The organism is Pseudonocardia parietis (genome assembly GCF_017876315.1).
Classification (GTDB): Bacteria; Actinomycetota; Actinomycetes; order Mycobacteriales; family Pseudonocardiaceae; genus Pseudonocardia; species Pseudonocardia parietis.
This window is the reverse complement of sequence record NZ_JAGINU010000001.1, coordinates 6596267-6616290: the sequence shown is the minus strand read 5'-3', so window position 1 is coordinate 6616290 and position 20024 is coordinate 6596267. Positions and strand designations below refer to the sequence as shown.

Below are 20024 nucleotides of genomic sequence, written 5' to 3'. Positions count from 1 at the left end.
AAGCTGCGCTCAGCGGGCGAACTGGTAGGTGATGGCCTCGTTGTCGGGATCGTGCAGGGGCGATCCACGCCAGAGCCAGTCGTAGGAGACGTCCGACTCACCGTCGAAGGTGCGCAGCTTCTCGTCACGCGCGCGCTGCTCGGGGCCGTCGGGCAGGTGGTAGAAGCTCATGTTCTGCAGCGAGGCGTCCTGCACCATGCCGGCGTGCTTGGCGCGACGATGCACGTAGCGCGACAGCGCACCGTCCATGTCGGACCGGCCGGCGGCGCCGAGCTCCTCGGCCAGCACGGCGGCGTCCTCCATCGCCTGGGAGGCGCCCTGCGCCTGGTAGGGGAGCATGGCGTGACAGGCATCACCGAGCAGGGCGACCCGGCCGTCGACCCACAGCGGGTCGCGCCGGCGCCGGTAGAGGGCCCAGGCCGACACGTCGTCCTTGGCCTTGGACAGCATCGCCGGGACGCGGTCGTCCCAGTCGGCGAAGTCGTCGACCATGTCCTGGGCGGTCGCCGGGCCGCTCCAGTCGCGCTCCACCTGCTCGGTGCACGGGACGATCCCGACGACGTTGAGGTACTCGCCGTTGCGGATCATGTAGTGCACCAGGTGCTTGTCCGGGCCGTACCAGATCGTCGAGTGGTAGCGGTCCAGCAGGAACCGGGTGGCCGGGTCGCCGGCGATCAGGTCACCGGGGATCAGTGCCCGGTAGGCCATCTCGCCGGAGAAGACCAGGGTGTCGTCGAACCCGGCGAGGTCCCGCACGCTCGACCGGATCCCGTCCGCGCCGACCAGGACGTCCCCGGCGAACCGCTCGCCGCGGGCGGTGATCGCGACCGGGCGGTCGGGGTCGGTGCGGTCGAGCTCGACGACCTTCGCGTCGGTGTGCACGGCGACCGCCGGGCCCGCGCCCTCCGGGGCGACACAGGCATCGAGCAGGACCCGGTGCAGGTCGGCCCGGTGGTAGTGCCAGTAGGGGGCGCCGTAGGCGTCGACGACGCGCTGCCCGAGCGCGAGCTGGGCGATGACGCTGCCGTCGGCCCAACGCCGGCGGACCTGGTCCTGCGGAGCGGTGTGGATGCGCTCCATCTCCGGCCGCAGGCCGAGCCCGATCAGCACGCGGCTGGCGTTCGGGGCGGTCTGGATGCCGGCGCCGACCTCGCCGAGCTGCGGCGCAGCTTCCAGCACGGTGACCCGGAAGCCCTGCTGGCGCAGCGCGAGCGCGGCGGTGAGCCCGCCCAGGCCGCCTCCCGCCACCGTGATCTCCAGGGACTGGCTGGGTGCCACAACTACCTCCTCGCGTCCATCGGGCCGTGTGACGTGGCCCGCACGGGAAGTAATCCGAGCACGTACTATCCGGATACGCAAGAGTTCGCCGGGAATGAACCCGTACCGAAACGCGGCGTGACCCGTCGTTCACATCCGGCGACACCGGGTCGCCGGATCGGTCACGCCCAGTCGTCGAGAGGGTCGCGCTCCGCGACCGCCTCCCAGTGCGCTCCGAGCGTGTTCAGTAGGCCGGCGATCTCGGTGCGCCGCTCCTCGGGGACCGCGGCGAGCAGCTCCCGGTCCAGGCGCCGGGTCCGGCGGGTGGCCTCCTCGAGGGCCTCGTCGCCGTCGTCGGTGAGGGAGAGGATCTTGCGGCGGGCGTCGCGTGGCGACTCGGTGCGGGTGATCAGGCCGCGCCGTTCCATCCGCCGGCAGACGTCGGCCATCGTCGAGGTGTCGAGGGCGACGGCGCCGGCCAGCGAGCTCTGGTCGGAGTCGGGGTAGGCGCGGATCGCGGACAGCACCGCGAACTGCGGCCCGGTCAGGACGGCGTCGACGTGCCGGCTCCAGGCGGAGAGGTAGGCCTGGTACATGCGGCGGGCGCCGTAGCCGGGAGCGGCGACCAGATCCGCGGGCGGTGCGGCCGTGATGCTCGGCTTCTGTGTCCGGCGCCGGCCCAGCGGCTCGCCCATGACTCCTCCGTGATCCACCCGGACCCGGCCGTCCTCCGGTTCCGACGCCGATCCTACGTGTCCGGACGATCACGCCCGGTGGCCGGGCGCCGCGACCGGTCAGCGCGGACGGAGGCCGTCGACCAGGAGATCGAGCAGGCGCCCGGCCTGGGTCCGTCCCTCCGGGTCGGCGACGGCCATGCAGACGCCGCTGGTCCCGACGAGCACGTCCGCGGCGTCCACGTCGGCGCGCAGGGTGCCGTCGGCCACGCCGGCCTCCTGCAGTGAACGCACCGCGTCGACCATGCGCTCCCGGCTGCGCGCGAACGGGTTGCGCCCGTCCGCGACGAGCGCGTGCAGCGAGTCGGCGAGGTGCCTCTTGGTGATCACGTAGTCGACGAACCGGTCCATCCAGGCGCGCAGTGCCTGGTCGGCGGGCAGCTCGGTGCGCAGTTCGGCCGCCGCCGCGCACAGCCGGTCGAGCTCGTTGCGGTAGACCGCCTCGACGAGTGCCTCGCGATTCGGGAAGTGCCGGTACAGCGTGCCGATGCCGACCCCGGCGTCCTTCGCGATGCGGTCCAGGGCGGGCGGTGCGCCGCCCGCGCTCGCCACGGTGAAGGCGCGGACAGCTGCGGCGAGCAGCAGCTCACGGTTGCGAGCGGCGTCCGCGCGCAGCGCCGGACGGGTGCCGGTGTCGCCGGTGTCGGTGGGCATGTCGTGCCTCCTCGGACAGGATCGGCTCCACGATACGGCTTGCGATCCGGAGGGTACTCCGGATAAAGTTCTGTGCATACGGAGAGCCCTCCGTTTCCACCTCCCGGGTTCGCTCCGCGTGTCCCGAGCAGACGGGAGCACTGTTCATGTCATTCCGCTTCACCTCCACCCGATCCCTGCCCGCCGCGGAGGAGATCCCGGTTCCCGGGTCGACCGCCGCCGATGTCCTCGCGGGCGTCGATCTCACCGGCCGCCGTGCGGTCGTCACCGGTGCCGCGTCCGGCATCGGGCTGGAGACCGCCCGTGCCCTCGCCGCCGCCGGTGCCGAGGTCACCCTCGCCGTCCGCGATGCCGATGCCGGTGCCGCCGCCCGGGCCGGCATCGTCGCCGACACCGGCAACGAGCACATCCGGGTCGGCGAGCTCGATCTCGCCGACCAGCGTTCGATCGCGCGCTTCGTGCGGCTCTGGGACGGGCCGCTGCACATGCTGGTGCACGCCGCGGGCGTCGTGGGCGCTCCGCTCACCCGCACCGCCGAGGAGTGGGAACTGCACCTCGCGGTCAACCACCTCGGGCCCGCGGCACTGAGCACGGGCCTGCACTGGGCGCTGACCGCGGTGGATGGCGCCCGGGTGGTGCACGTCTCGTCGTCCACCCACGAGCTCACGCCGCTCGACCTCGACGACCCGCACTTCATGTCCTCCCGCTACGACTCCGAGCTGGCCCACGCGCGCTCCCGGACCGCCGCGGTGTTGCACGTGGTCGAGGCGGCGCGCCGCTGGTCCGGGGACGCGATCGCGGTGAACACCGTGCACCCCGGAACCATCGGTGCCGCGACGGTCGTGCTGGCCGCGGCCTCGCCGCTGGCCGGTGGGATCAGCGGGCGCTACTTCGAGGACGCCGCCGGGCGCGGGGTCGCCGCGCACGCACTGGACCCGGTCCTGGCCCGCCGGGTCTGGCGCTGGACCGGGCGCACGCTGCGCGAGGTGTGGTTCTCCGGGCTGCCCGTGGTGGCCTGATCACCTCACTGTCGCAGCCACACCGTGGTGTCGGCGGGCACCTCGTCGCGGGCGGTGAGCGGGCCGCTGGCCAGGAGCACCTCGGCGTCCTCGGGGAGTGAGACCGGCGACGACGAGACGTTGACCAGCGCGGTGAAGCCGCTCTCGCCCTCGTTCGACGTCCGGGCCAGCGCCAGGGTGCCCTCCGGGGAGTCCAGCCAGGTCAGCGTGCCGCCGCCCAGCGCCGGGTGGGCGTGCCGGATCGCCAGCGCGTCCCGGTAGAGGTGCAGCACCGAGTCCGGATCGGACTCCTGGACGTCCGCGGCGTGCCGGGCGAAGACCTCGGGCTGCGGCAGCCAGGCGGGGTCGCTCAGAGCGGCGCCGGCGGAACGAGCATTGACGGAGAAGCCGAACGACGGCTCGTTCGCGGCCCACGGCAGCGGCACCCGGCAGCCGTCCCGGCCCCGCTTGCTGTGCCCGGACAGCTCCCAGGTCGGGTCGTCGAGCTGCTCGACCGGGATGTCCTCGACCTCGGGCAGCCCGAACTCCTCGCCCTGGTACAGGTACGCGGTCCCGGGCAGCGCCAGCATCAGCAGGGTCGCGGCGCGGGCCCGGCGCAGCCCGAGCTCCGGGTCGGCCGGCAGGTCGAGCACGTCGTCGAGGAGCCAGCCGCGACCGGCCTCGGGCTTGCGGGCCAGCCGGCTGGGGTGGCGGCAGACGTCGTGGTTGGACAGCACCCAGGTCGCCGGCGCGCCCACCGCGGTGTTCTCGGCGATCGCGTCGTCGATGTTGCGCCGCAGGTCGTCGGCCAGCCAGGCGGCGGTGAGGAAGTTGAAGCTGAACGCGGTCTGCAGCTCGTCGGGCCGCAGGTAGCGGGCCAGCCGCTCCGGGTCCGGCACCCACGCCTCGGCCACGAAGACCTTCGGCGGGTCGTAGGAGTCACCGATCGCGCGCCACGACCGGTAGACCTCGTGCACGTCGTCGCGGTCGAGGTAGGGGTGGCCGCCGTCCTGGACGTCGTTCACGCCCTGCTCGATGTCCGGCAGCCCCGGCTGCTTGATCATCGCGTTGGCGACGTCGACCCGGAATCCGTCGACGCCCCGGTCGAACCAGAACCGCAGGGTCCGCTCGAAGTCCTCCCGGATCTCCGGGTGCTCCCAGTTCACGTCCGGCTGCTTGACGTCGAACAGGTGCAGGTACCACTGGCCGTCGGGAACCCGCTCCCAGGCGGGACCGCCGAACATCGACTCCCAGTTGTTCGGCGGCTGCGCCCCGTCCGGGCCGCGGCCGTCGCGGAAGACGTAGCGCTCCCGCTCCGGCGAGCCGGGGCCGGCAGCGAGGGCCTCACGGAACCACTCGTGCTCGTCGGAGTGGTGGTTCGGGACGATGTCGAGCAGGATCTTGATCCCGCGCTCGTGCGCCTCGGCGACGAACGCCTCGGCCTGCGCGGTGTCGCCGAACCGCGGGTCGATCGCGCGGTAGTCGGCCACGTCGTAGCCGCCGTCGGCCAGCGGTGACGGGTACCAGGGGTTGATCCAGATCGCGTCGACGCCGAGCCGCGCGAGATGGTCCAGCTTGCTGCGCAGCCCGGCGATGTCGCCGGTGCCGTCACCGTTCCCGTCGGCGAAGCTGCGGATGTACACCTGGTAGACGACGGCGTTGCGCCACCAGTCGAGGTCGTGGGCACTCATGTTTCATACTGTTCCACGCTGTTGCAACAGCTGTCGAGGTCGGCGCAGAATGTCCCCGTGACGGACGAGCCGCTTCCCGAGGTCGTCCGCCGGGCGGGCGTCCGGCGGGTGGCCGAGCTCGCCGGGGTGTCGCCGGCGACGGTGTCCCGGGCGCTGCGCGACGGCACCCCGGTCTCCCTCGGTACCCGGGAGCGTGTCCGCCGGGCCGCCGCGACGCTCGGCTACACCGTGCCCGTCCGCGCGGCCACGGTGGCGGTGCTCGCCCGGTTCCCGACCCGCTGGTTCTTCGCCGAGGCGGTGGCCGGCGTGGAGTCGGTGCTCTCGGCGGACGGGCACGCGCTACAGCTGCACAACCTCGGCGACCCGCAGGGCCGGGCGCACTTCTTCAGCACGCTGCCCGTACGCGGGCGGGCGGACGGGCTGATCGTCGTCGCCTCCGCGATCGACGACGCCGAGCGGCTCGCGCTGGATGACCTCGCGGTGCCGGTCGTGGTCGTCGGCGGCGAGATGGCGGGCCGGCCCCGGATCGGGATCGACGACCGGGCGGGCGCGCGCGCCGCCGTGCGGCACCTGGTGGGTCTCGGGCACGCCGAGGTCGCCCTGGTGTCGTTCGACCCGGACGAGGCGTGCGGACAGGCCACCACCCGCGACCGCCGCGCGGGCTGGGCCGACGCCCTCGACGAGTCCGGCCGCACCCGGGGCCCGGTGCTGGAGGTGGGCGCCGACGTCGACGCCGGTGACGCGGCGGCGGGGGAGCTGCTGTCGCTGCCCCGGCTGCCGACGGCGGTGTTCGCGATGTCCGACGAGGCCGCGCTCGGCCTGGTCCGGACCCTGCGCCGGGCCGGGGTGGACGTGCCCGGCCGGGTGTCGGTGGTCGGGTTCGACGACCACGAGATGGCCGCCGTCTCCGATCTCACCACCATCGGGCAGCCGGTCCGCCGGCAGGGCGAGCTGGCGGCGCAGGCGCTGCTCGCCGCGCTCGACGGCACCGAGCCGGCAGCCGTCGAGCTGCCGACCCGGCTGGTCGTGCGGGGTACGACGGCGCCGCCCGCCCGCGGCTGACCGGTACGCCACCGCCGGCGCAGGTTCGGTGCCGGACGACACCGGCTCACCGATCCGGTCGCGGCTCCACCAGCCTGCGCAGCAGCGACTCCGCGGGGCCCGGGCGCCCGGCACGCTCGGCCAGGACGGCGACGCCCACGGTGATCGCCCACACCATCAGCCCGATCACCGAGGCGCCCGCGGGCCCGACGGTGCCACCCAGGTCGAGCAGGTACGGCTCGAACAGCAGCAGCCAGGCGACGGACTGCGCGAGGTAGCAGCTCAGCGACCGCCTGCCGCACGCGACGAGCGCCGCCGTGCCCCGTCCGGAGCGGGACCGGGTGGTCAGGTACGCGGCGAGCAGGCCGATCGCGGCGGCGTAGCCGAGGCCCCCGGCGTACCCGGTCGCGGTGTGCAGCGCCCCCGCGGCGAACGCGCCGGAGAAGTCCGGGGCCCACAGCCCGGTGGTGCGGGCGGCCTGGGGGAGTGCCCCGATCACGGCGATCGCGATCCCGGTGACGGCCACCCGGCGCAGCAGCACGCGGTGCCGGGCCGGGTCGGTGAGCACTCCGCGGCGGGCGGCCCAGACGCCGACCAGCACCGGGGCCGCGGCCATGATCGCGTTGAGCGGGGTGAGCACCGGGAAGACGGCCACCCTGATCAGGGCGGACGTCAGTGGGTCGGCGGGCGTGTCGACGCCGTCGGTGGGATCGGGCATGGCAAGCACCGCGCCGTAGGCGAGTGAACCGGCCACGGCCGCGATCGAGGCCGCGACGAGCAGTCGCCTGCCCGGGCCGTCCAGCATCCCGGCCAGGAGCACCGCGAGGATGCCGTAGGCCGCGAGGATGTCGCCGGTGAACAGCAGCACGGTGTGGGCGATCCCGAAGACCACGAGCCACAGGCCGCGCCGGCGCAGCAGACGCCGGGCGCCGTCCGTGCCGATCACCGGTTCCCGGCGGCGCAGCAGCTGGACCAGGCCGTAGCCGAACAGCGCCGCGAACATCGGGTACGCCCGGCTGTCGACGAGCAGGGTCAGCAGTGCCTGTGTCACACCGTCCACGACCGGGGCGGCCCCCGGGGGCGGCGCGAGCCCCCGGCCGGTGAGCACCTGTGCGTGCGCGAGCGCGATCAGGGCGAGCATCGCGCCGCGGGCGAGATCCGGTGCGAGGGCGCGGTCGGTGCCCGGCAGCCTCGTGGGTGGTGCGGACATGAGTGGCCCCCCGTTAGGATACGGACGCGTAGCGATCGCAGAATAAGATACGCTTCCGTAGCTAGCAAGGAGGATCGTGGCGGCACGTTCACGACGCCGTGGGGCCGAGCTGGTGGCGGCGCTGCACGAGGCCGTGCTCGCCGAGCTCGACGAGGTGGGGCTGGGCAGGCTGACCATGGAGGGCGTCGCGCGGCGGGCGGCGACGGCGAAGACGACGCTCTACCGCCGGTGGCCGACCCCCGGCGCGCTGCTGCTCGACGCGATCGGTGCGGCCTACCCGGTCGAGGAACCGTCGCCGGCCGCCGACGACCTCCGTGGGGACCTCATCCGCTCACTCGAGCTGCTCCTGCAGTGGTCGCGGCACCCCAGTTCGCGGGCGGTGCAGGTGATCCTCACCGAGCGCCACCGGGAACCGGAACTCGCCGCCGGGCTGCAGCACGTCTTCGACGCCTCGGGGCGCCGGTTCACCGCGACCGTCCTGCACCACTACGCCCGGCTGGGGCACCTCGACCCCGCGTTGCTGACCCCCGTGGTGGAGGACCTCGGGGAGGCTCTGGTGCTCAAGTACGGGATCGACACGGGCGCCGAGCCCGGCCCGGACCGCCTCGCCGAGATCGTCGACCAGGCGATCCTGCCCGCGGTCGGGCTCAGCCGGTGAAGCGCGCCGGGCGCAGGTCCACCCGCCGCAGCAGCTGCGCGTTGAGCGCGACCACGATCGTCGACAGGCTCATCAGGACCGCTCCGACCGCGGGGGGCAGCACGATGCCGACCGGGGCCAGCACGCCCGCGGCGAGCGGCACCGACACGACGTTGTACCCACCGGCCCACCACAGGTTCTGGAGCATCTTCCGGTAGCCGGCGCGGGACAGCTCGATCACCGACAGCACCGCGCGCGGGTCGGACGAGGCGAGCACGACGCCGGCCGAGGAGATCGCGACGTCGGTGCCGGCTCCGATTGCGACGCCGACGTCGGCACGGGCCAGCGCCGGCGCGTCGTTGACGCCGTCCCCGACCATGGCGACGACCGCGCCGCGGCGCTGCAGCTCGGCCACCCGGTCGTCCTTGCCGTCCGGGAGGACCTCGGCGAACACCTCGTCCACACCGAGGTCACGGGCGACCGCGTCGGCGACCGGGCGGGCGTCCCCGGTGATCATGACGACCCGGACGCCACGGGCGTGCAGCGCGTCGACCGCTTCCCGCGACTCGGGCCGGACCGTGTCCGCGAGCGCGAGGGCGCCGACGACTTCCTGTGCCCTCGCTCTGCTCTGCTCACCGGTACGCACCACGTACAGCACGGTGGCGCCGTCGGCACTCCAGTCGTGCGTCGATCGCTCGAGGTCCGCGGGGACGTCGAGATCGCGCTCCCGCAGCAGGGCCGGGCCGCCGACGGCGATCTCCCGGCCGTCCACGGTCGCGGTGACGCCGCGTCCGGTGTGCGAGCGGAAGTCCCGGGCACGGGGCACGTCGAGGCCGGCTGCGGCGTCGACGACCGCCCGCGCGAGCGGGTGCTCGCTGTCGGCCTCGACGGCGGCGGCCAGCGCGAGGGTGTTCTCGGCTCCGGCGACCCCGATGACCTTCGGCTCCCCGGTGGTCAGGGTGCCCGTCTTGTCGAACAGGACGGTGTCGACGGTGCGGGTGCGCTCCAGCGCGAGCCGGTCGGTGACCAGGATCCCGGCGCGCGCGGCACGGGCCGTGGAGATCGCGACGACCAGCGGGATCGCCAGGCCCAGAGCGTGCGGGCAAGCGATCACCAGGACGGTCACGGTACGGGTCACGGCCTGGGGCAGCTCGCCGAGCGACGACCAGACGGCGAGGGTCAGGACGCCGGCCCCGGCGGCGAACCAGAACAGCAGCGCGGCCGCCCGGTCGGCCAGCGTCTGCGCTCGCGACCGTGACTCCTGGGCGCGTGCGACCAGCCGGCGGATCCCGGACAGCGCGGTCTCCTCGCCGACCGCGTCCACCCGTACCCGCAGCGCCGAGTCGGTGGCGACGGTCCCCGCGACGACCCGGTCACCCCCGGCACGGGAGACCGGCCGGGACTCGCCGGTGATCATCGACTCGTCGACCTCGGCGGCTCCCTCGACGATGCTGCCGTCGGCCGGGACCCGCCCGCCCGACCGCACGAGCACGGTGTCGCCCACACCGAGCAGGGCGGGGGAGACGGTCTCGACGGTTCCGTCCGGCCCGATCCGTTCGGCGGTGTCCGGGAGCAGTGCGGCGAGCGCGTCCAGTGCGCCGGAGGCCTGGCCGAGTGCGCGCATCTCCAGCCAGTGGCCGAGCAGCATGATCACGACGAGGAGCGCGAGCTCCCACCAGAAGTCCAGTGCGCCGATGCCGAGCGCATGCAGCAGGCTGGCGCCGTAGGCGACGGTGATCGCCAGGCCGACGAGCAGCATCATGCCCGGCCGGCGCGACCGGATCTCGGCGATCGCACCGGTCAGGAACGGCCACCCGCCCCAGAAGTAGACGATCGACCCGAGGAGCGGCGGGATCCACCCCGACCAGGACGGCGGGGTGTAGCCGAACACCATGCCGACCATCGGGCTGAACGCGACGACCGGCACCGCCAGGATCAGGGTGATCCGGAAGCGGTCGCGGAACATCGCGGCGTGGTCGCCGTGTCCGTCGCCGTGCCCGTCATGGTGTCCGTGGTCCGATGCGTCGCTGTTCATGGCCGTTCCTTCCCGTGGGGGTGCGCTACCGCAGGAACGTGATACCCCTAGGGGGTATTCCGACAGGATTACCGTGCCTTAACCCTCGCGCAGTGCGCCGCTACCCGCCGGACCCGCACCGTCCCTTCCGTGCAGACCGTGCAGACCGTGCAGACCGTGCAGAGCCCGACACCGGCCACCGGACCGACGGGCACGCCGCCCGTGCGGGCGATCCGTTCGACGCCCCCGGGCACCGGCCCGCTCGCCGCCGCCCGGCTCGCCGGGAGCGCGGCCACGGCGGCATGCTGGCTGCGCGCGCTCGCCGGCCCCGGAGGCGACGACCCGGCGTCGGTCGCCGCGGTGGTGGACGCCCTCGGCACGCTGCGCACCGAGCTGCGGTCGCTGCGGCCGCTGCTCGACAAGGAGCACGCGGTGCGGGTCCGCGCGGCCACCGACGTCCCGGCGCGGGCGCTGGCCGCCCGGCACGACCTGGACCTGCGGATCGCGCTGCTCGACGGCGTCGCCGACGACCCCGAGGCGCGCGTGCTGCGGGCCGCGCTCGTCCGGACCCGGCGCCGCTCCCTGCTGGGGGTCCTGGACGCCGGGCTCGCCGCGGACCTCGGCGCGCTCGCCGCGGGCCGGGTCCCGTTGCGGGCCGGCGCGCCGCTGGGCGACCCGGCGTTGCCGGCGTCGGTGCTGCTGCCGCCGCTGCTGCACCGGCGCCTGCGCAAGCTGGTGCGCGACACCGACCCGTGCGACGCCGGCGCGGTGCACCGGCGGGCGGCCGAGCTGCGGATCGTGCTCGCCCTGGCGGTCGACGCCGGGCTCACCGGCACCCCCGTGCCCGGCACCCGGTCGGTCGGGCACACCGCAGATGGGACCGGGACCGCGACCGGGGGCAGAACCGGCACCGGCACCGGCACCGGAGCTGGGACCGCGACCGATACCGGACCTGGGACTGGAGCCAGAACGGGACCCGCGATCGGGACCGGAGCCGAAGGCGCCCCGCCCCGACCGTCCGTGCTCGCCTCCGTCGACCGGGAAGTCGCCGACCTGCAGCACCGGGCGGCGGCCGTCCTGCTCGCCGACGCCGCGGCGGAGCTGGCGGCAGACCTCCCGCCCGGGCCCGCCCGCGACGCGCTCGCCGCCGTCGACCGGCCGGACCTGCGCGATCCGCTCACCGCTCTGGGACCGCTGCGCGACGCACTGCCCGTCGACACCGACGGCCCCGCCAAGCGGGCCGCGGGCGGTGTGCTGCTGCGCCCCGGCCCGGGTGGCCCGCAGGTGCTGCTCGTGCACCGGGCGCGGCACGGTGACTGGTCCCTTCCGAAGGGTGCCGTCGCGCCGGGGGAGTCCGACGTGGACGCCGCACTGCGCGAGGTCCGCGAGGAGACCGGACTGCGGTGCCGGGCGGGCGCCGAGGTCACGGGCGTGCGCTACCGGGACCGCAACCGTCGTGCCAAGCAGGTCCGCTACTGGTTGATGACCCCGCTCGCCGCGTCCGGCCGCCCGGACCCGTCCGAAGTCGACGGAGTGCGCTGGGTGCCGCTGCACGAGGCGGCCCGGTGGCTGATGAGGGAACGCGACCGCGCCGTCGTCGGCGGTGTTGCGGCCGAGCACAGCCTGACCGGGCACAGCCTGACCGGGCACAGCCTGACCGAGCACAGCCTGACCGAGCACACCCAGATCGAGCACGCCCTGACCGGGCCGGGCCGGGTCGCCTGATGACCACCGTGTTGTGGCGGTTCCGGGACCTGCTGGCCGGGCACCGGGGCCGGCTGGCGGCGGGTGGGGTGCTGACCGTCGTCGCGGCGGGACTGACGCTGCTGCTGCCGTGGCCGCTGGCCGTCGTCGTGGACGCGGTGCTCGGCGGGGCGGGTGTGCCGGACGTCCTGGAGCCGGTCACCCGGCTGGTCGGCACCGGCGCCGGGCTGGTCGTCGTGTGCGCGCTCGGGCTCTGCCTGGCCGCGGCGGCCGGCGCCGCGGCGACCTACGGTGCCGAACGCCTGCTGGCAGGGGTGGGCGAGCGGGTGCTGGCCGACCTGCGGCACCGGCTGTTCGCGCACCTGCAGGCACTGCCGCTGCGCTACCACGACACCCAGCGCGTCGGGGACCTCGGCAACCGGCTCACCGCCGACACCTCGACCGTGCAGACGCTGTTGGTCGCGGTGCTGTCGGTGCTGCTGCCGAACGTGACGCTGCTGGTCGGGATCATCGCGGTGACCCTCGCGCTGGACCCGGCGTTCGCGCTGCTGTCGCTGGCCGTCGGACCGGTGCTCTACGTCGTCCTCGTGCACTACCGCGCGGTCATCAAGTCCTGGGCCGCGATCGCCCGCGCGGCCGAGGGCCGGGTCGCCGCGCACGCCGTCGAGTCGCTCGGCGCGATCCGGCTGGTCAAGACGTTCGCCGGCGAGGCCCGCTCGGAGTCGCGCCTGCGCACCCACGGCCACGAGCGGATGTCGGCCGGGCTGCACCGGGTCGACCACGCCGCGCGGCTGCCCGCCGTCGTCGAGGTCCTGGTCCACGGTGGACGCGCGGTGGTGCTGCTCGCCGGCTCGCTGCAGGTGATGGCCGGGGCGATGGATCTCGGCGTGCTGCTGGTGTTCCTCACCTACAACGAGCGGCTCTACCAGCCGGTCCGCCAGCTCGCGAAGCTGCAGACGACGATCAGCAAGGGGCAGGCGTCGGCGGACCGTGTCTGCGAGGTGCTCGACACCGCACCCGAGGTCGCCGACGTGCCCGGCGCCCGTCCGCTGCCGCCGCTGCGCGGGCACGTGGAGCTGCGGGGCGTCCGGTTCGGCTACGACCCGGCCCACCCGGTGCTGCACGACGTCTCGATCGTCGCCCGGCCCGGCGAGACGGTCGCACTGGCCGGGCCCACCGGCGCCGGGAAGTCCACGGTCGGCGGGCTCCTGCTGCGCCTGCACGACGTCCAGGCCGGTGCCGTGCTGCTCGACGGCCACGACGTCCGCTCGGTCACCGGGAAGTCGCTGCGCGACCAGGTGTCGGTCGTCCCGCAGGAACCGGTGCTGCTCGCGGGCACGATCCTCGACAACATCGGCTACGGCGCGCCCTACGCCACCCGTGAGCAGCTGATCGCCGCCGGCCGGGCCGCGCACGTCGACGAGTTCGCCGAGCGGCTGCCGGACGGCTGGGACACCGTCCTCACCGAGCGCGGCTCGACGCTGTCCGGCGGGCAGCGCCAGCGGATCGCGATCGCCCGCGCGCTGGTGCGCGACACCCCGGTCGTCGTCCTCGACGAGCCGACGTCCGGGCTCGACGCGGTGTCCGAGTCGCTGGTGATGGCGGGCCTGGAGCGGCTGACGACGGGCCGCACCGTGCTCGTCGTCGCGCACCGGCTGTCCACCCTGCGGTCCGCGGACCGGATCCACGTCCTGGAGCGCGGCCGCGTGGTGCAGTCCGGTACGCACGCCGAGCTGGTCGCCGCGTCCGGGCTGTTCCGCGACATGCACCGCCTGCTGTCCGAGAGCGACGACGGCGCGGCGGCGAGCCGGTCGATCGCGGCGACCGTCGGTGGGCCGTGGTTCCCTGGCACTGAGCGAGGCTTGCCGAGCGAGCATCGGCGGTGAGTGCGGGAGGTGGGCCGTGGTCAGGGTCGAGGGGCACTGGCGGAACCGCAGCTGGGTCCGCACGCACTACCGGCATCCGCTGCGCCCGGACAGGGAACAGACGGGCCTGGTGTTCCCACCGGCCCGGGTCGTGCGGATCGACCTGTCCGCACACGGCGGCCCGTTCCCCGCGGAGCGTGTCGACGCCCGCCCGGGCCCGGCGCTGCCGTCACCCCGGCCGCCCGGCGACGGCGGGCCCTGACCCGGCGCCGCGAGGGCAGGATGGACCGATGCCGCGACTGATCGAGACCGCCAGCCGGGTGACCGCCGCCGGATCCCCGCCGAAGACCATCGACGAGTACGTGGGCCGGGTGAACACCGGTGCCGCGAACGTGTCGGTGGCGCACATGCACAGCCCGCCCGGCTGGGCGGAGCCCGGCCAGACCCCTGAGTTCGACGAGTACACGCTCGTGCTGCGCGGGGAGCTGCGGGTCGAGCACACCGGTGGTGAGCTCACCGTGCCCGCCGGGCAGGCGGTGCACGTGGCCCCGGGGGAGTGGGTGCGCTACAGCTCGCCCGGGCCGGACGGCGCCGAGTACGTGGCGGTGTGCCTGCCGGCGTTCGAGATCGGCGCCGCCCACCGCGACGGGGACTGAGGCCCGGCGGTCGAGGGTCGAAGCAGCAGCACTGAGCTGAAACCTGTCGGCGTGACAGCCGGCCCGATCGCGAGTAGACGTGGAACCGGACGAAGGGGGAGGTGCCGTGATGAGCCGGACGATGCTCGCGCCGGCGTTGCTCGCCGTGCTGGCCGTGCTCGGCTGTGCCGACGCCACGGCCGCGCCGGGACCGGGTGCACCCGGGACAGGGGGCGCCGCCCCGCGTTCCGCCACGGCCGACGACATCCTCGGGCGCTGGTTCCCCGCCGACGGCACCGCGCAGGGCCGGGCGTTCGCCGAGTTCGCCGCCGACGGCGGCTGGACCGGCTCGGACGGGTGCAACGGGCAGCGCGGCACCTGGACCCTCGGACCCGACGGCGACGGAACATTCGACGGGACCGCGGGCATGAGCACGATGATCGGCTGCGAGAACGTCCCGATCGCCCGGTGGATCGCCGACGCGGGCCGGGCCGAGCTGCACGGCGGCGACCTCGTCCTGCGGGACGCGTCCGGTGCCCAGCAGGCCCGCCTGGTGCGCGAACTGCCCTGACCAGCGCCGGGCAGCCGGGTCATCGCTGCAGCGGCAGCCACTCCAGGACGTCGCGGATCCGGGCGTCCCAGTACGCCCACTCGTGGTTCCCGGCGCCGACGTGCGTGGTGACGTCCAGGCCCGCGGCGCGGGCGTGCGCGACGAACCGCGTGGAGTGCCCGTGCAGCGGGTCGTCCGATCCGGCGCAGACGTAGAGGGGCGGGACGCCCGCGGCGCCGGCCCGGTCGACGAGTGCGAACAGGTCGGCCCCGGTGCCCGTGACCGGCTCCGGACCGAAGATCCGTTCCCAGATCCGCGGGTCCTCGTCGCGCTGCGGTCCCCGCACCAGCTCGGCGATGTCCAGCGCACCGGACAGCGACGCCGCCGCCCCGAACCGGCCCGGGTCACGCAGCGCCCAGCCCAGCGCGCCGTACCCGCCCATCGACAAGCCGGCCACGAACGTCTCCGCCGGGTCGTCGCTCACCCGGAAGAACCGGTGGACCAGCTCCGGCAGCTCCTGTTCGATCCAGGTCCGGTAGCGGCCGCCCAGCGCCTGGTCGGTGTAGAAGCTGCGGTGCACCTGCGGCATGACGACGGCCAGGCCCAGCTCGTCGGCGTAGCGCTCGATCGCGGTGTAGCGGGTCCAGGCGGTGTCGTCGTCGGACAGCCCGTGCAGCAGGTAGAGCACCGGCGGTGGCCGGTCGAGATCCCGCACCCCGGCACCGATCCGGGTCTGCGACGGCTGCGGCAACAGGACGGTGATCGACGTGGCCAGCCCGAGGGAGTCGGCGACGACGTCGCAGCGCAGCCGGGCCATCAGCGGGCGGAGCCCGGCAGGCGCGAGCCGGTCGGCGGCCTCACCGGCGCACCGTGGCGAGGAACTCGCGCACCACCGCGGTCCAGCGGGCCTCGGCGTCGAACAGCGGGCCGTGCCCGGAGCCGTCGAACCACTCGGTGCGCACCGAGCCGCCCGCCGCGGCGTAGCGCTGCAGGACGGTCCGGATCTGGCCGACCATCTGCTGCGGCGGGAACACCTCGGCACCAGGCCATCCCGGGATCAGCCCGGCCTGCCCGAGCGTCCCGGCCTCGAGCATCGAGCCGTCGGCGACGATCAGGTCCGCGGAACCGTGCGTCCACAGCAGCGGCGGCTTGGTCTCCAGACCGACGATGCCGTCCCAGCGCAGGTGCTTCGACGAGAGTGCGTTGAGCACGCCGGTGTCGCCGGCCGCGAAACCGGGCCAGTGCTGCGACGCCGCCGCGGAACCGGGGTAGCCGCCGTCGCCGATCGTGGTCAGCAGGATCTCCTCGACCAGCAGGTCCTCGCGTTCCCGGGGCAGCCGGAACGCCGGCGACCAGTAGGTCCGGCGCATCACGTTCCGGATCGAGAACGGACTGTCGGTGCCGGTGTCCCCGTCGCGCAGGCGCCGCACGAACTCGGGGTTCGCGCCGCCCGCGCCGGAGCCCGCGCCATCCGGGTGCACCGGGGTGCCGTCGTCGCGGACGCCGCCGTAGCCGTAGGGCCCGACCGGGCCGATCAGGGCCAGTGACGCCGTGGGACGGGTGAGCGCGAACCGGGCGATCGCGCCGCCGCCGGTGGACCAGCCGGCCAGGTGCGGCGGTGCGGTGATCCCGAGGGCGTCCAGCAGGGCGGCGAGGTCGTCGGCCCAGTCGTCGAGGCCGCGGGTGGCGTCGATCGGGGCCGGCTCGCTGCGCCCGAACGAGCGCATGTCCGGAGCGAGGACCCGGAAGCCGTCGGCGGCCAGGGCCGGCATGACGTGTTCGTAGAACCGGCCCGTCGACAGGTTGCCGTGCACCAGGACCAGCGGCGGACCGGACTCGGGCCCGGCCTCCAGCAGGTGCATCCGGATCCGGTCGGTCGGCACCTCGCGCGCACGCACGCCGGGCAGCAGGTCCACGAGAACCGATCTTCGTCGCGACCGCGTGACCGGGTCAAGCAAACCCGGCTGCACGGCGTCCGGCCCGCAGGGCAGGATCGCAGGCGCCATGAGTCATGTCCTGATGTCCACGTCGGCCGCGCACGGCCACATCCACCCCAACCTGCCGGTGATCGCCGAGCTGGTCGCCCGCGGCCACCGGGTCACCTACCCGGTACCGGAACGGTTCGCCGACGCCGTCGCCGCCACCGGTGCCACCGCGCTGCGGATCCACACCGACCTGCCCGACCCGGCGAAGGGCGAGCAGTGGCCCGACGGCGGCGTCGAGGCGATGCGGCTGTTCTCCGACGAGGCTCGCTCGGCGTACGCGCAGATCTCCGACGCGCTGCAGTACGAGCACCCCGACATCGTCTGTTACGACGGCAGCGGCTGGGCCGGTCACGCGCTGTCGCGGGTGTGGGGGACACCGCGGGTGGAGCTCGCCCCGCACATGATCGCCTGGGACGGCTTCGAGGAGGACATGGCCGAGGCCCTCGCGCCCCTCGAGGAGCCGGAGGGGCTGGCCTGGCGCTCCGAGCTGGACGGCTGGCTGGACGAGGTCGGTGCCGGTGTCGGGAACCGCGAGTTCCTCGGCAGGCCCGACCGGTCGGTCGTGCTGATCCCGGAGGCGATGCAGCCGAACCTGGAGCGGGTCGACCGGGAGCGGTACACGTTCGTCGGCCCGGTGATCGGCGACCGTTCGCACCAGGGGCTCTGGCCGAAGCCGACCACGCCGCTGCTGCTCGTGTCGCTCGGGTCGGCCTACACCGACCGGCCGGATTTCTGGCGGGACGTCGTCGCGGCGATGCATGGCACCGGCTGGACGACGGTCCTCGCGACCGGCCCGCACGTCGCGCGGGAGGACCTCGGCGAGATCCCGGACGATGTCCTGGTCCGCGAGTGGGTCCCGCAGCTCGCGGTGCTGGCGCACGCGTCGGCGTTCGTGACGCACGCCGGGATGGGCGGCTGCTCGGAGGGGCTCTGGCACGGCGTGCCGATGGTCGCGGTGCCGCAGGCGGTCGACCAGTTCGGCAACGCCGCACGGCTCGCGGAGCTCGGGGTCGGCGAGCACCTGCCGGCCGGCGAGGTGACCCCGGAGACGCTGCGTTCGGCGGTGCTGCGGCTGGCGTCGTCGGAGGTGGTCGCGCAGCGGTGCGCAGAGCAGAAGGCGGTCGCCCGGGCCGCCGGCGGCGCGGTGCAGGCTGCAGACGTGGTCGAGTCGCTGATCCCCCGGGGCGTGGGGTCGGCCTGTGCCGGGTGCGTGTGCGGGGCTGGTGGGTGCGGCGGGCGCTGAGTCCGTTCCAGCCGCCCCGGGTGACGCCGTCCGGATCGGTTCGTCCGATCGGGCCCCCACCCGGCGTGGTCGTTGTGGGTCCGGCGTTGCGAATGGCAACGTCTGCGGCTTGGTCGGGGGACGGGGCGGTGCGCCCGGAGAGGTTGGGGCGCGTGCGCAGGACGATCGTCACGATGCTCGCGGTGCTGGGGGTGGCCGTCGGTGCTGCCGCACCCGCAGCCGCGCAGACGCCGGGCGGGGAGCCGGCGGCCGGGCAGCCGTCGGCCGTGCAGAACCCGGCGGTGCAGAACCCGGCGGCGCAGAACCCGGCGGCGCAGAACCCGGCCCGGCAGGACCCGGCCCGGCAGGACCCGGCCCGGCAGGACCCGGCGCAGCCGCCGCCGACCGTCGCGTGGGGGCCGTGCACCGACCCGTCACTGGCCACGGCGGGCGCGGAGTGCGGGATGCTGGCCGTCCCGCTCGACCACGCCGCCCCCGGCGGCGAGAAGATCGAGATCGCGCTGTCCCGGATCCGGCACACCGTGCCGCAGGCCGAGTACCAGGGCGTCGTCCTGGTCAACCCGGGTGGCCCCGGCGGCCCCGGGCGCGGGCTGAGCCGGCTCGGCGGCGCCGTGCCGAAGGACGCGGGCGCCGCCTACGACTGGATCGGTTTCGACCCGCGCGGCGTCGGGGCCAGTGAGCCGTCGCTGAGCTGCGACACGGACTACGGCGGGTACGCCCGGCCCGACTTCCGGCCGGAGAACGGCGCCGAGGCGGCCTGGCTGCCCCGGACGAAGGCCTACGCCGAGGCCTGCGCGGCCGCGGGCGGTGAGCTGCTGAAGCACATGCGGACCGAGGACACCGTCCGCGACATGGACCTGATCCGGCAGGCGCTGGGCGCCGAGCAGATCAACTACTACGGCTTCTCCTACGGCACCCTGCTCGGCCAGCTCTACGCCACGATGTTCCCGGACCGGACCCGCCGGATGGTGCTGGACGGCGTCGTCGACCCGCGGGACTGGTGGTACCAGGCGAACCTGAACCAGGACGTCGCGTTCGAGCGCAACATCGGCGTCTTCTTCGACTGGGTCGCGAAGAACAATGCCATCTACGGCCTCGGCGACACCGGCGACGCCGTCGAGAAGCGCTTCTACGACCTCTACGAGCAGTTCCGGAAGGCCCCCGCGGGCGGGAAGATCGGCTCGGCGGAGTGGACCGACATCTTCCTGCGGGCGGGCTATAACGTCGGCGAGTACGGAGCCGTCGCCGACGCCTTCCTCGCCGGTGCGCGCAACGACGCCGCTGCGCTCAAGGCCGCCTACGACCGCGCCGGGTCGCCGACCGACGACAACACCTACGCCGTCTACCTCGCCACCCAGTGCACCGACGCACCGTTCCCGCGGGACTGGGCGACCTGGAAGCGCGACAACACCGAGATCGACGCGAAAGCGCCCTTCGAGACCTGGGGCAACGCCTGGTACAACGCGCCCTGCCTGCACTGGCCGGTGGAACCCGGCCCGGCGCCGGTCGTCTCCGGCGAGCTGGAGACCGGTCCGCTGCTCATCTCCGAGACCTACGACGCCGCGACGCCCTTCGACGGGGCGCTGCAGGCCCGGCGGACCTTCCCCCGCTCGTCGCTGATCGAGGGGCTCGGCGGGCACACCCACTCGGCGTCGCTGTCCGGCGTGTCCTGCGTCGACGACAAGGTCGCCGACTACCTGCTGACCGGCGCACTCCCACAACGGGTCGCCGCGGACCGGTCCGACGTCCGGTGCCCCGCCGTGCAGCCGCCGGAACTCATCGCGCCGGGCTGAGGAGGCCTCACAC

At 74.5% G+C, this 20024-nt stretch carries 18 protein-coding genes; 10 read left to right on the top strand and 8 right to left on the bottom strand.

The window, feature by feature from the left end:
• Positions 1-9: 9 nt before the first annotated feature.
• From JOF36_RS31180 to JOF36_RS31170, 3 genes are all read right to left on the bottom strand, one after another.
• Entirely contained in the window at positions 10-1278 is a 1269-nt protein-coding gene (locus JOF36_RS31180) for an FAD-dependent monooxygenase (RefSeq protein ID WP_210034001.1), read from the bottom strand.
• Between the two features lie 161 nt (positions 1279-1439).
• Positions 1440-1952 carry a MarR family winged helix-turn-helix transcriptional regulator gene (locus tag JOF36_RS31175; RefSeq protein ID WP_210033999.1) on the bottom strand — a complete coding sequence of 171 codons (513 nt, stop codon included), beginning with the start codon at positions 1950-1952 and terminating at the stop codon, positions 1440-1442.
• Between the two features lie 99 nt (positions 1953-2051).
• Positions 2052-2645: a TetR/AcrR family transcriptional regulator gene (locus JOF36_RS31170; protein WP_210033997.1), complete on the bottom strand. Its 594-nt coding sequence runs from the start codon at positions 2643-2645 to the stop codon at positions 2052-2054.
• A 146-nt stretch (positions 2646-2791) separates the two neighbouring features.
• On the opposite strand from JOF36_RS31170, the gene JOF36_RS31165 reads away from it, so the two are divergent.
• Positions 2792-3664 carry an SDR family NAD(P)-dependent oxidoreductase gene (locus tag JOF36_RS31165; RefSeq protein WP_210033995.1) on the top strand — a complete coding sequence of 291 codons (873 nt, stop codon included), beginning with the start codon at positions 2792-2794 and terminating at the stop codon, positions 3662-3664.
• Positions 3665-3669: 5 nt separating this feature from the next.
• Here the strand turns inward: JOF36_RS31165 and JOF36_RS31160 are convergent, their stop codons facing one another.
• Entirely contained in the window at positions 3670-5334 is a 1665-nt protein-coding gene (locus tag JOF36_RS31160; RefSeq protein ID WP_210033993.1) for a glycoside hydrolase family 13 protein, read from the bottom strand.
• A 57-nt stretch (positions 5335-5391) separates the two neighbouring features.
• On the opposite strand from JOF36_RS31160, the gene JOF36_RS31155 reads away from it, so the two are divergent.
• Positions 5392-6396: a LacI family DNA-binding transcriptional regulator gene (locus JOF36_RS31155; RefSeq protein ID WP_210033992.1), complete on the top strand. Its 1005-nt coding sequence runs from the start codon at positions 5392-5394 to the stop codon at positions 6394-6396.
• Between the two features lie 46 nt (positions 6397-6442).
• On the opposite strand, the gene JOF36_RS31150 is transcribed toward JOF36_RS31155, so the two are convergent.
• The gene (locus JOF36_RS31150; protein ID WP_210033991.1) at positions 6443-7585 is read right to left on the bottom strand and encodes a DUF418 domain-containing protein; all 1143 of its coding nucleotides are present in this window, start codon (positions 7583-7585) and stop codon (positions 6443-6445) included.
• 76 nt (positions 7586-7661) lie between these two features.
• Here JOF36_RS31150 and JOF36_RS31145 point away from each other — a divergent pair, with 76 nt between their 5' ends.
• Positions 7662-8243 (top strand): TetR/AcrR family transcriptional regulator, encoded by a 582-nt coding sequence (locus JOF36_RS31145; protein ID WP_307862683.1) that lies wholly within the window; start codon positions 7662-7664, stop codon positions 8241-8243.
• On the opposite strand, the gene JOF36_RS31140 is transcribed toward JOF36_RS31145, so the two are convergent.
• Positions 8233-10257: a copper-translocating P-type ATPase gene (locus tag JOF36_RS31140; RefSeq protein ID WP_245351045.1), complete on the bottom strand. Its 2025-nt coding sequence runs from the start codon at positions 10255-10257 to the stop codon at positions 8233-8235. The genes JOF36_RS31145 and JOF36_RS31140 overlap by 11 nt on opposite strands.
• 129 nt (positions 10258-10386) lie before the next feature.
• On the opposite strand from JOF36_RS31140, the gene JOF36_RS31135 reads away from it, so the two are divergent.
• The 5 genes from JOF36_RS31135 to JOF36_RS31115 all read left to right on the top strand — a co-directional run bounded on the left by JOF36_RS31135 (position 10387) and on the right by JOF36_RS31115 (position 15011).
• Positions 10387-11961 (top strand): NUDIX hydrolase, encoded by a 1575-nt coding sequence (locus JOF36_RS31135; protein ID WP_210033989.1) that lies wholly within the window; start codon positions 10387-10389, stop codon positions 11959-11961.
• On the top strand, positions 11961-13826 hold the full coding sequence (locus tag JOF36_RS31130) for an ABC transporter ATP-binding protein (RefSeq protein ID WP_210033988.1): 1866 nt from the start codon (positions 11961-11963) through the stop codon (positions 13824-13826). Before JOF36_RS31135 ends, JOF36_RS31130 begins: the two co-directional genes overlap by 1 nt.
• A gap of 16 nt (positions 13827-13842) precedes the next feature.
• Entirely contained in the window at positions 13843-14067 is a 225-nt protein-coding gene (locus JOF36_RS31125) for a hypothetical protein (protein WP_210033983.1), read from the top strand.
• Positions 14068-14095: 28 nt separating this feature from the next.
• Positions 14096-14461, top strand: a complete 366-nt coding sequence (locus JOF36_RS31120; RefSeq protein WP_210033982.1) for a cupin domain-containing protein — start codon at positions 14096-14098, stop codon at positions 14459-14461.
• Positions 14462-14570: 109 nt separating this feature from the next.
• Complete coding sequence (locus JOF36_RS31115) at positions 14571-15011, top strand: META domain-containing protein (protein ID WP_210033981.1); 441 nt, start codon at positions 14571-14573, stop codon at positions 15009-15011.
• 19 nt (positions 15012-15030) lie between these two features.
• On the opposite strand, the gene JOF36_RS31110 is transcribed toward JOF36_RS31115, so the two are convergent.
• Together JOF36_RS31110 and JOF36_RS31105 are read right to left on the bottom strand one after the other, a co-directional pair.
• Positions 15031-15807: an alpha/beta hydrolase gene (locus JOF36_RS31110; RefSeq protein ID WP_210033980.1), complete on the bottom strand. Its 777-nt coding sequence runs from the start codon at positions 15805-15807 to the stop codon at positions 15031-15033.
• A gap of 40 nt (positions 15808-15847) precedes the next feature.
• Positions 15848-16906 carry an alpha/beta fold hydrolase gene (locus tag JOF36_RS31105; protein ID WP_307862682.1) on the bottom strand — a complete coding sequence of 353 codons (1059 nt, stop codon included), beginning with the start codon at positions 16904-16906 and terminating at the stop codon, positions 15848-15850.
• Positions 16907-16994: 88 nt separating this feature from the next.
• Between JOF36_RS31105 and JOF36_RS31100 the strand changes: the two genes are divergently transcribed.
• Together JOF36_RS31100 and JOF36_RS31095 are read left to right on the top strand one after the other, a co-directional pair.
• Complete coding sequence (locus JOF36_RS31100) at positions 16995-18218, top strand: macrolide family glycosyltransferase (protein ID WP_210033975.1); 1224 nt, start codon at positions 16995-16997, stop codon at positions 18216-18218.
• 152 nt (positions 18219-18370) lie between these two features.
• Complete coding sequence (locus tag JOF36_RS31095; protein WP_307862681.1) at positions 18371-20011, top strand: alpha/beta hydrolase; 1641 nt, start codon at positions 18371-18373, stop codon at positions 20009-20011.
• The last annotated feature ends 13 nt before the right edge of the window (positions 20012-20024 follow it).

Excerpts from the sequence above, each read along its gene's own strand:
- JOF36_RS31175 (WP_210033999.1), bottom strand. The coding sequence starts at position 1,952 with ATGGGCGAGCCGCTGGGCCGGCGCCGGACACAGAAGCCGAGCATCACG.
- JOF36_RS31170 (WP_210033997.1), bottom strand. The coding sequence starts at position 2,645 with ATGCCCACCGACACCGGCGACACCGGCACCCGTCCGGCGCTGCGCGCG.
- JOF36_RS31165 (WP_210033995.1), top strand. The coding sequence starts at position 2,792 with ATGTCATTCCGCTTCACCTCCACCCGATCCCTGCCCGCCGCGGAGGAG.
- JOF36_RS31160 (WP_210033993.1), bottom strand. The coding sequence starts at position 5,334 with ATGAGTGCCCACGACCTCGACTGGTGGCGCAACGCCGTCGTCTACCAG.
- JOF36_RS31150 (WP_210033991.1), bottom strand. The coding sequence starts at position 7,585 with ATGTCCGCACCACCCACGAGGCTGCCGGGCACCGACCGCGCCCTCGCA.
- JOF36_RS31140 (WP_245351045.1), bottom strand. The coding sequence starts at position 10,257 with ATGAACAGCGACGCATCGGACCACGGACACCATGACGGGCACGGCGAC.
- JOF36_RS31130 (WP_210033988.1), top strand. The coding sequence starts at position 11,961 with ATGACCACCGTGTTGTGGCGGTTCCGGGACCTGCTGGCCGGGCACCGG.
- JOF36_RS31120 (WP_210033982.1), top strand. The coding sequence starts at position 14,096 with ATGCCGCGACTGATCGAGACCGCCAGCCGGGTGACCGCCGCCGGATCC.
- JOF36_RS31115 (WP_210033981.1), top strand. The coding sequence starts at position 14,571 with ATGAGCCGGACGATGCTCGCGCCGGCGTTGCTCGCCGTGCTGGCCGTG.
- JOF36_RS31110 (WP_210033980.1), bottom strand. The coding sequence starts at position 15,807 with ATGGCCCGGCTGCGCTGCGACGTCGTCGCCGACTCCCTCGGGCTGGCC.
- JOF36_RS31100 (WP_210033975.1), top strand. The coding sequence starts at position 16,995 with ATGAGTCATGTCCTGATGTCCACGTCGGCCGCGCACGGCCACATCCAC.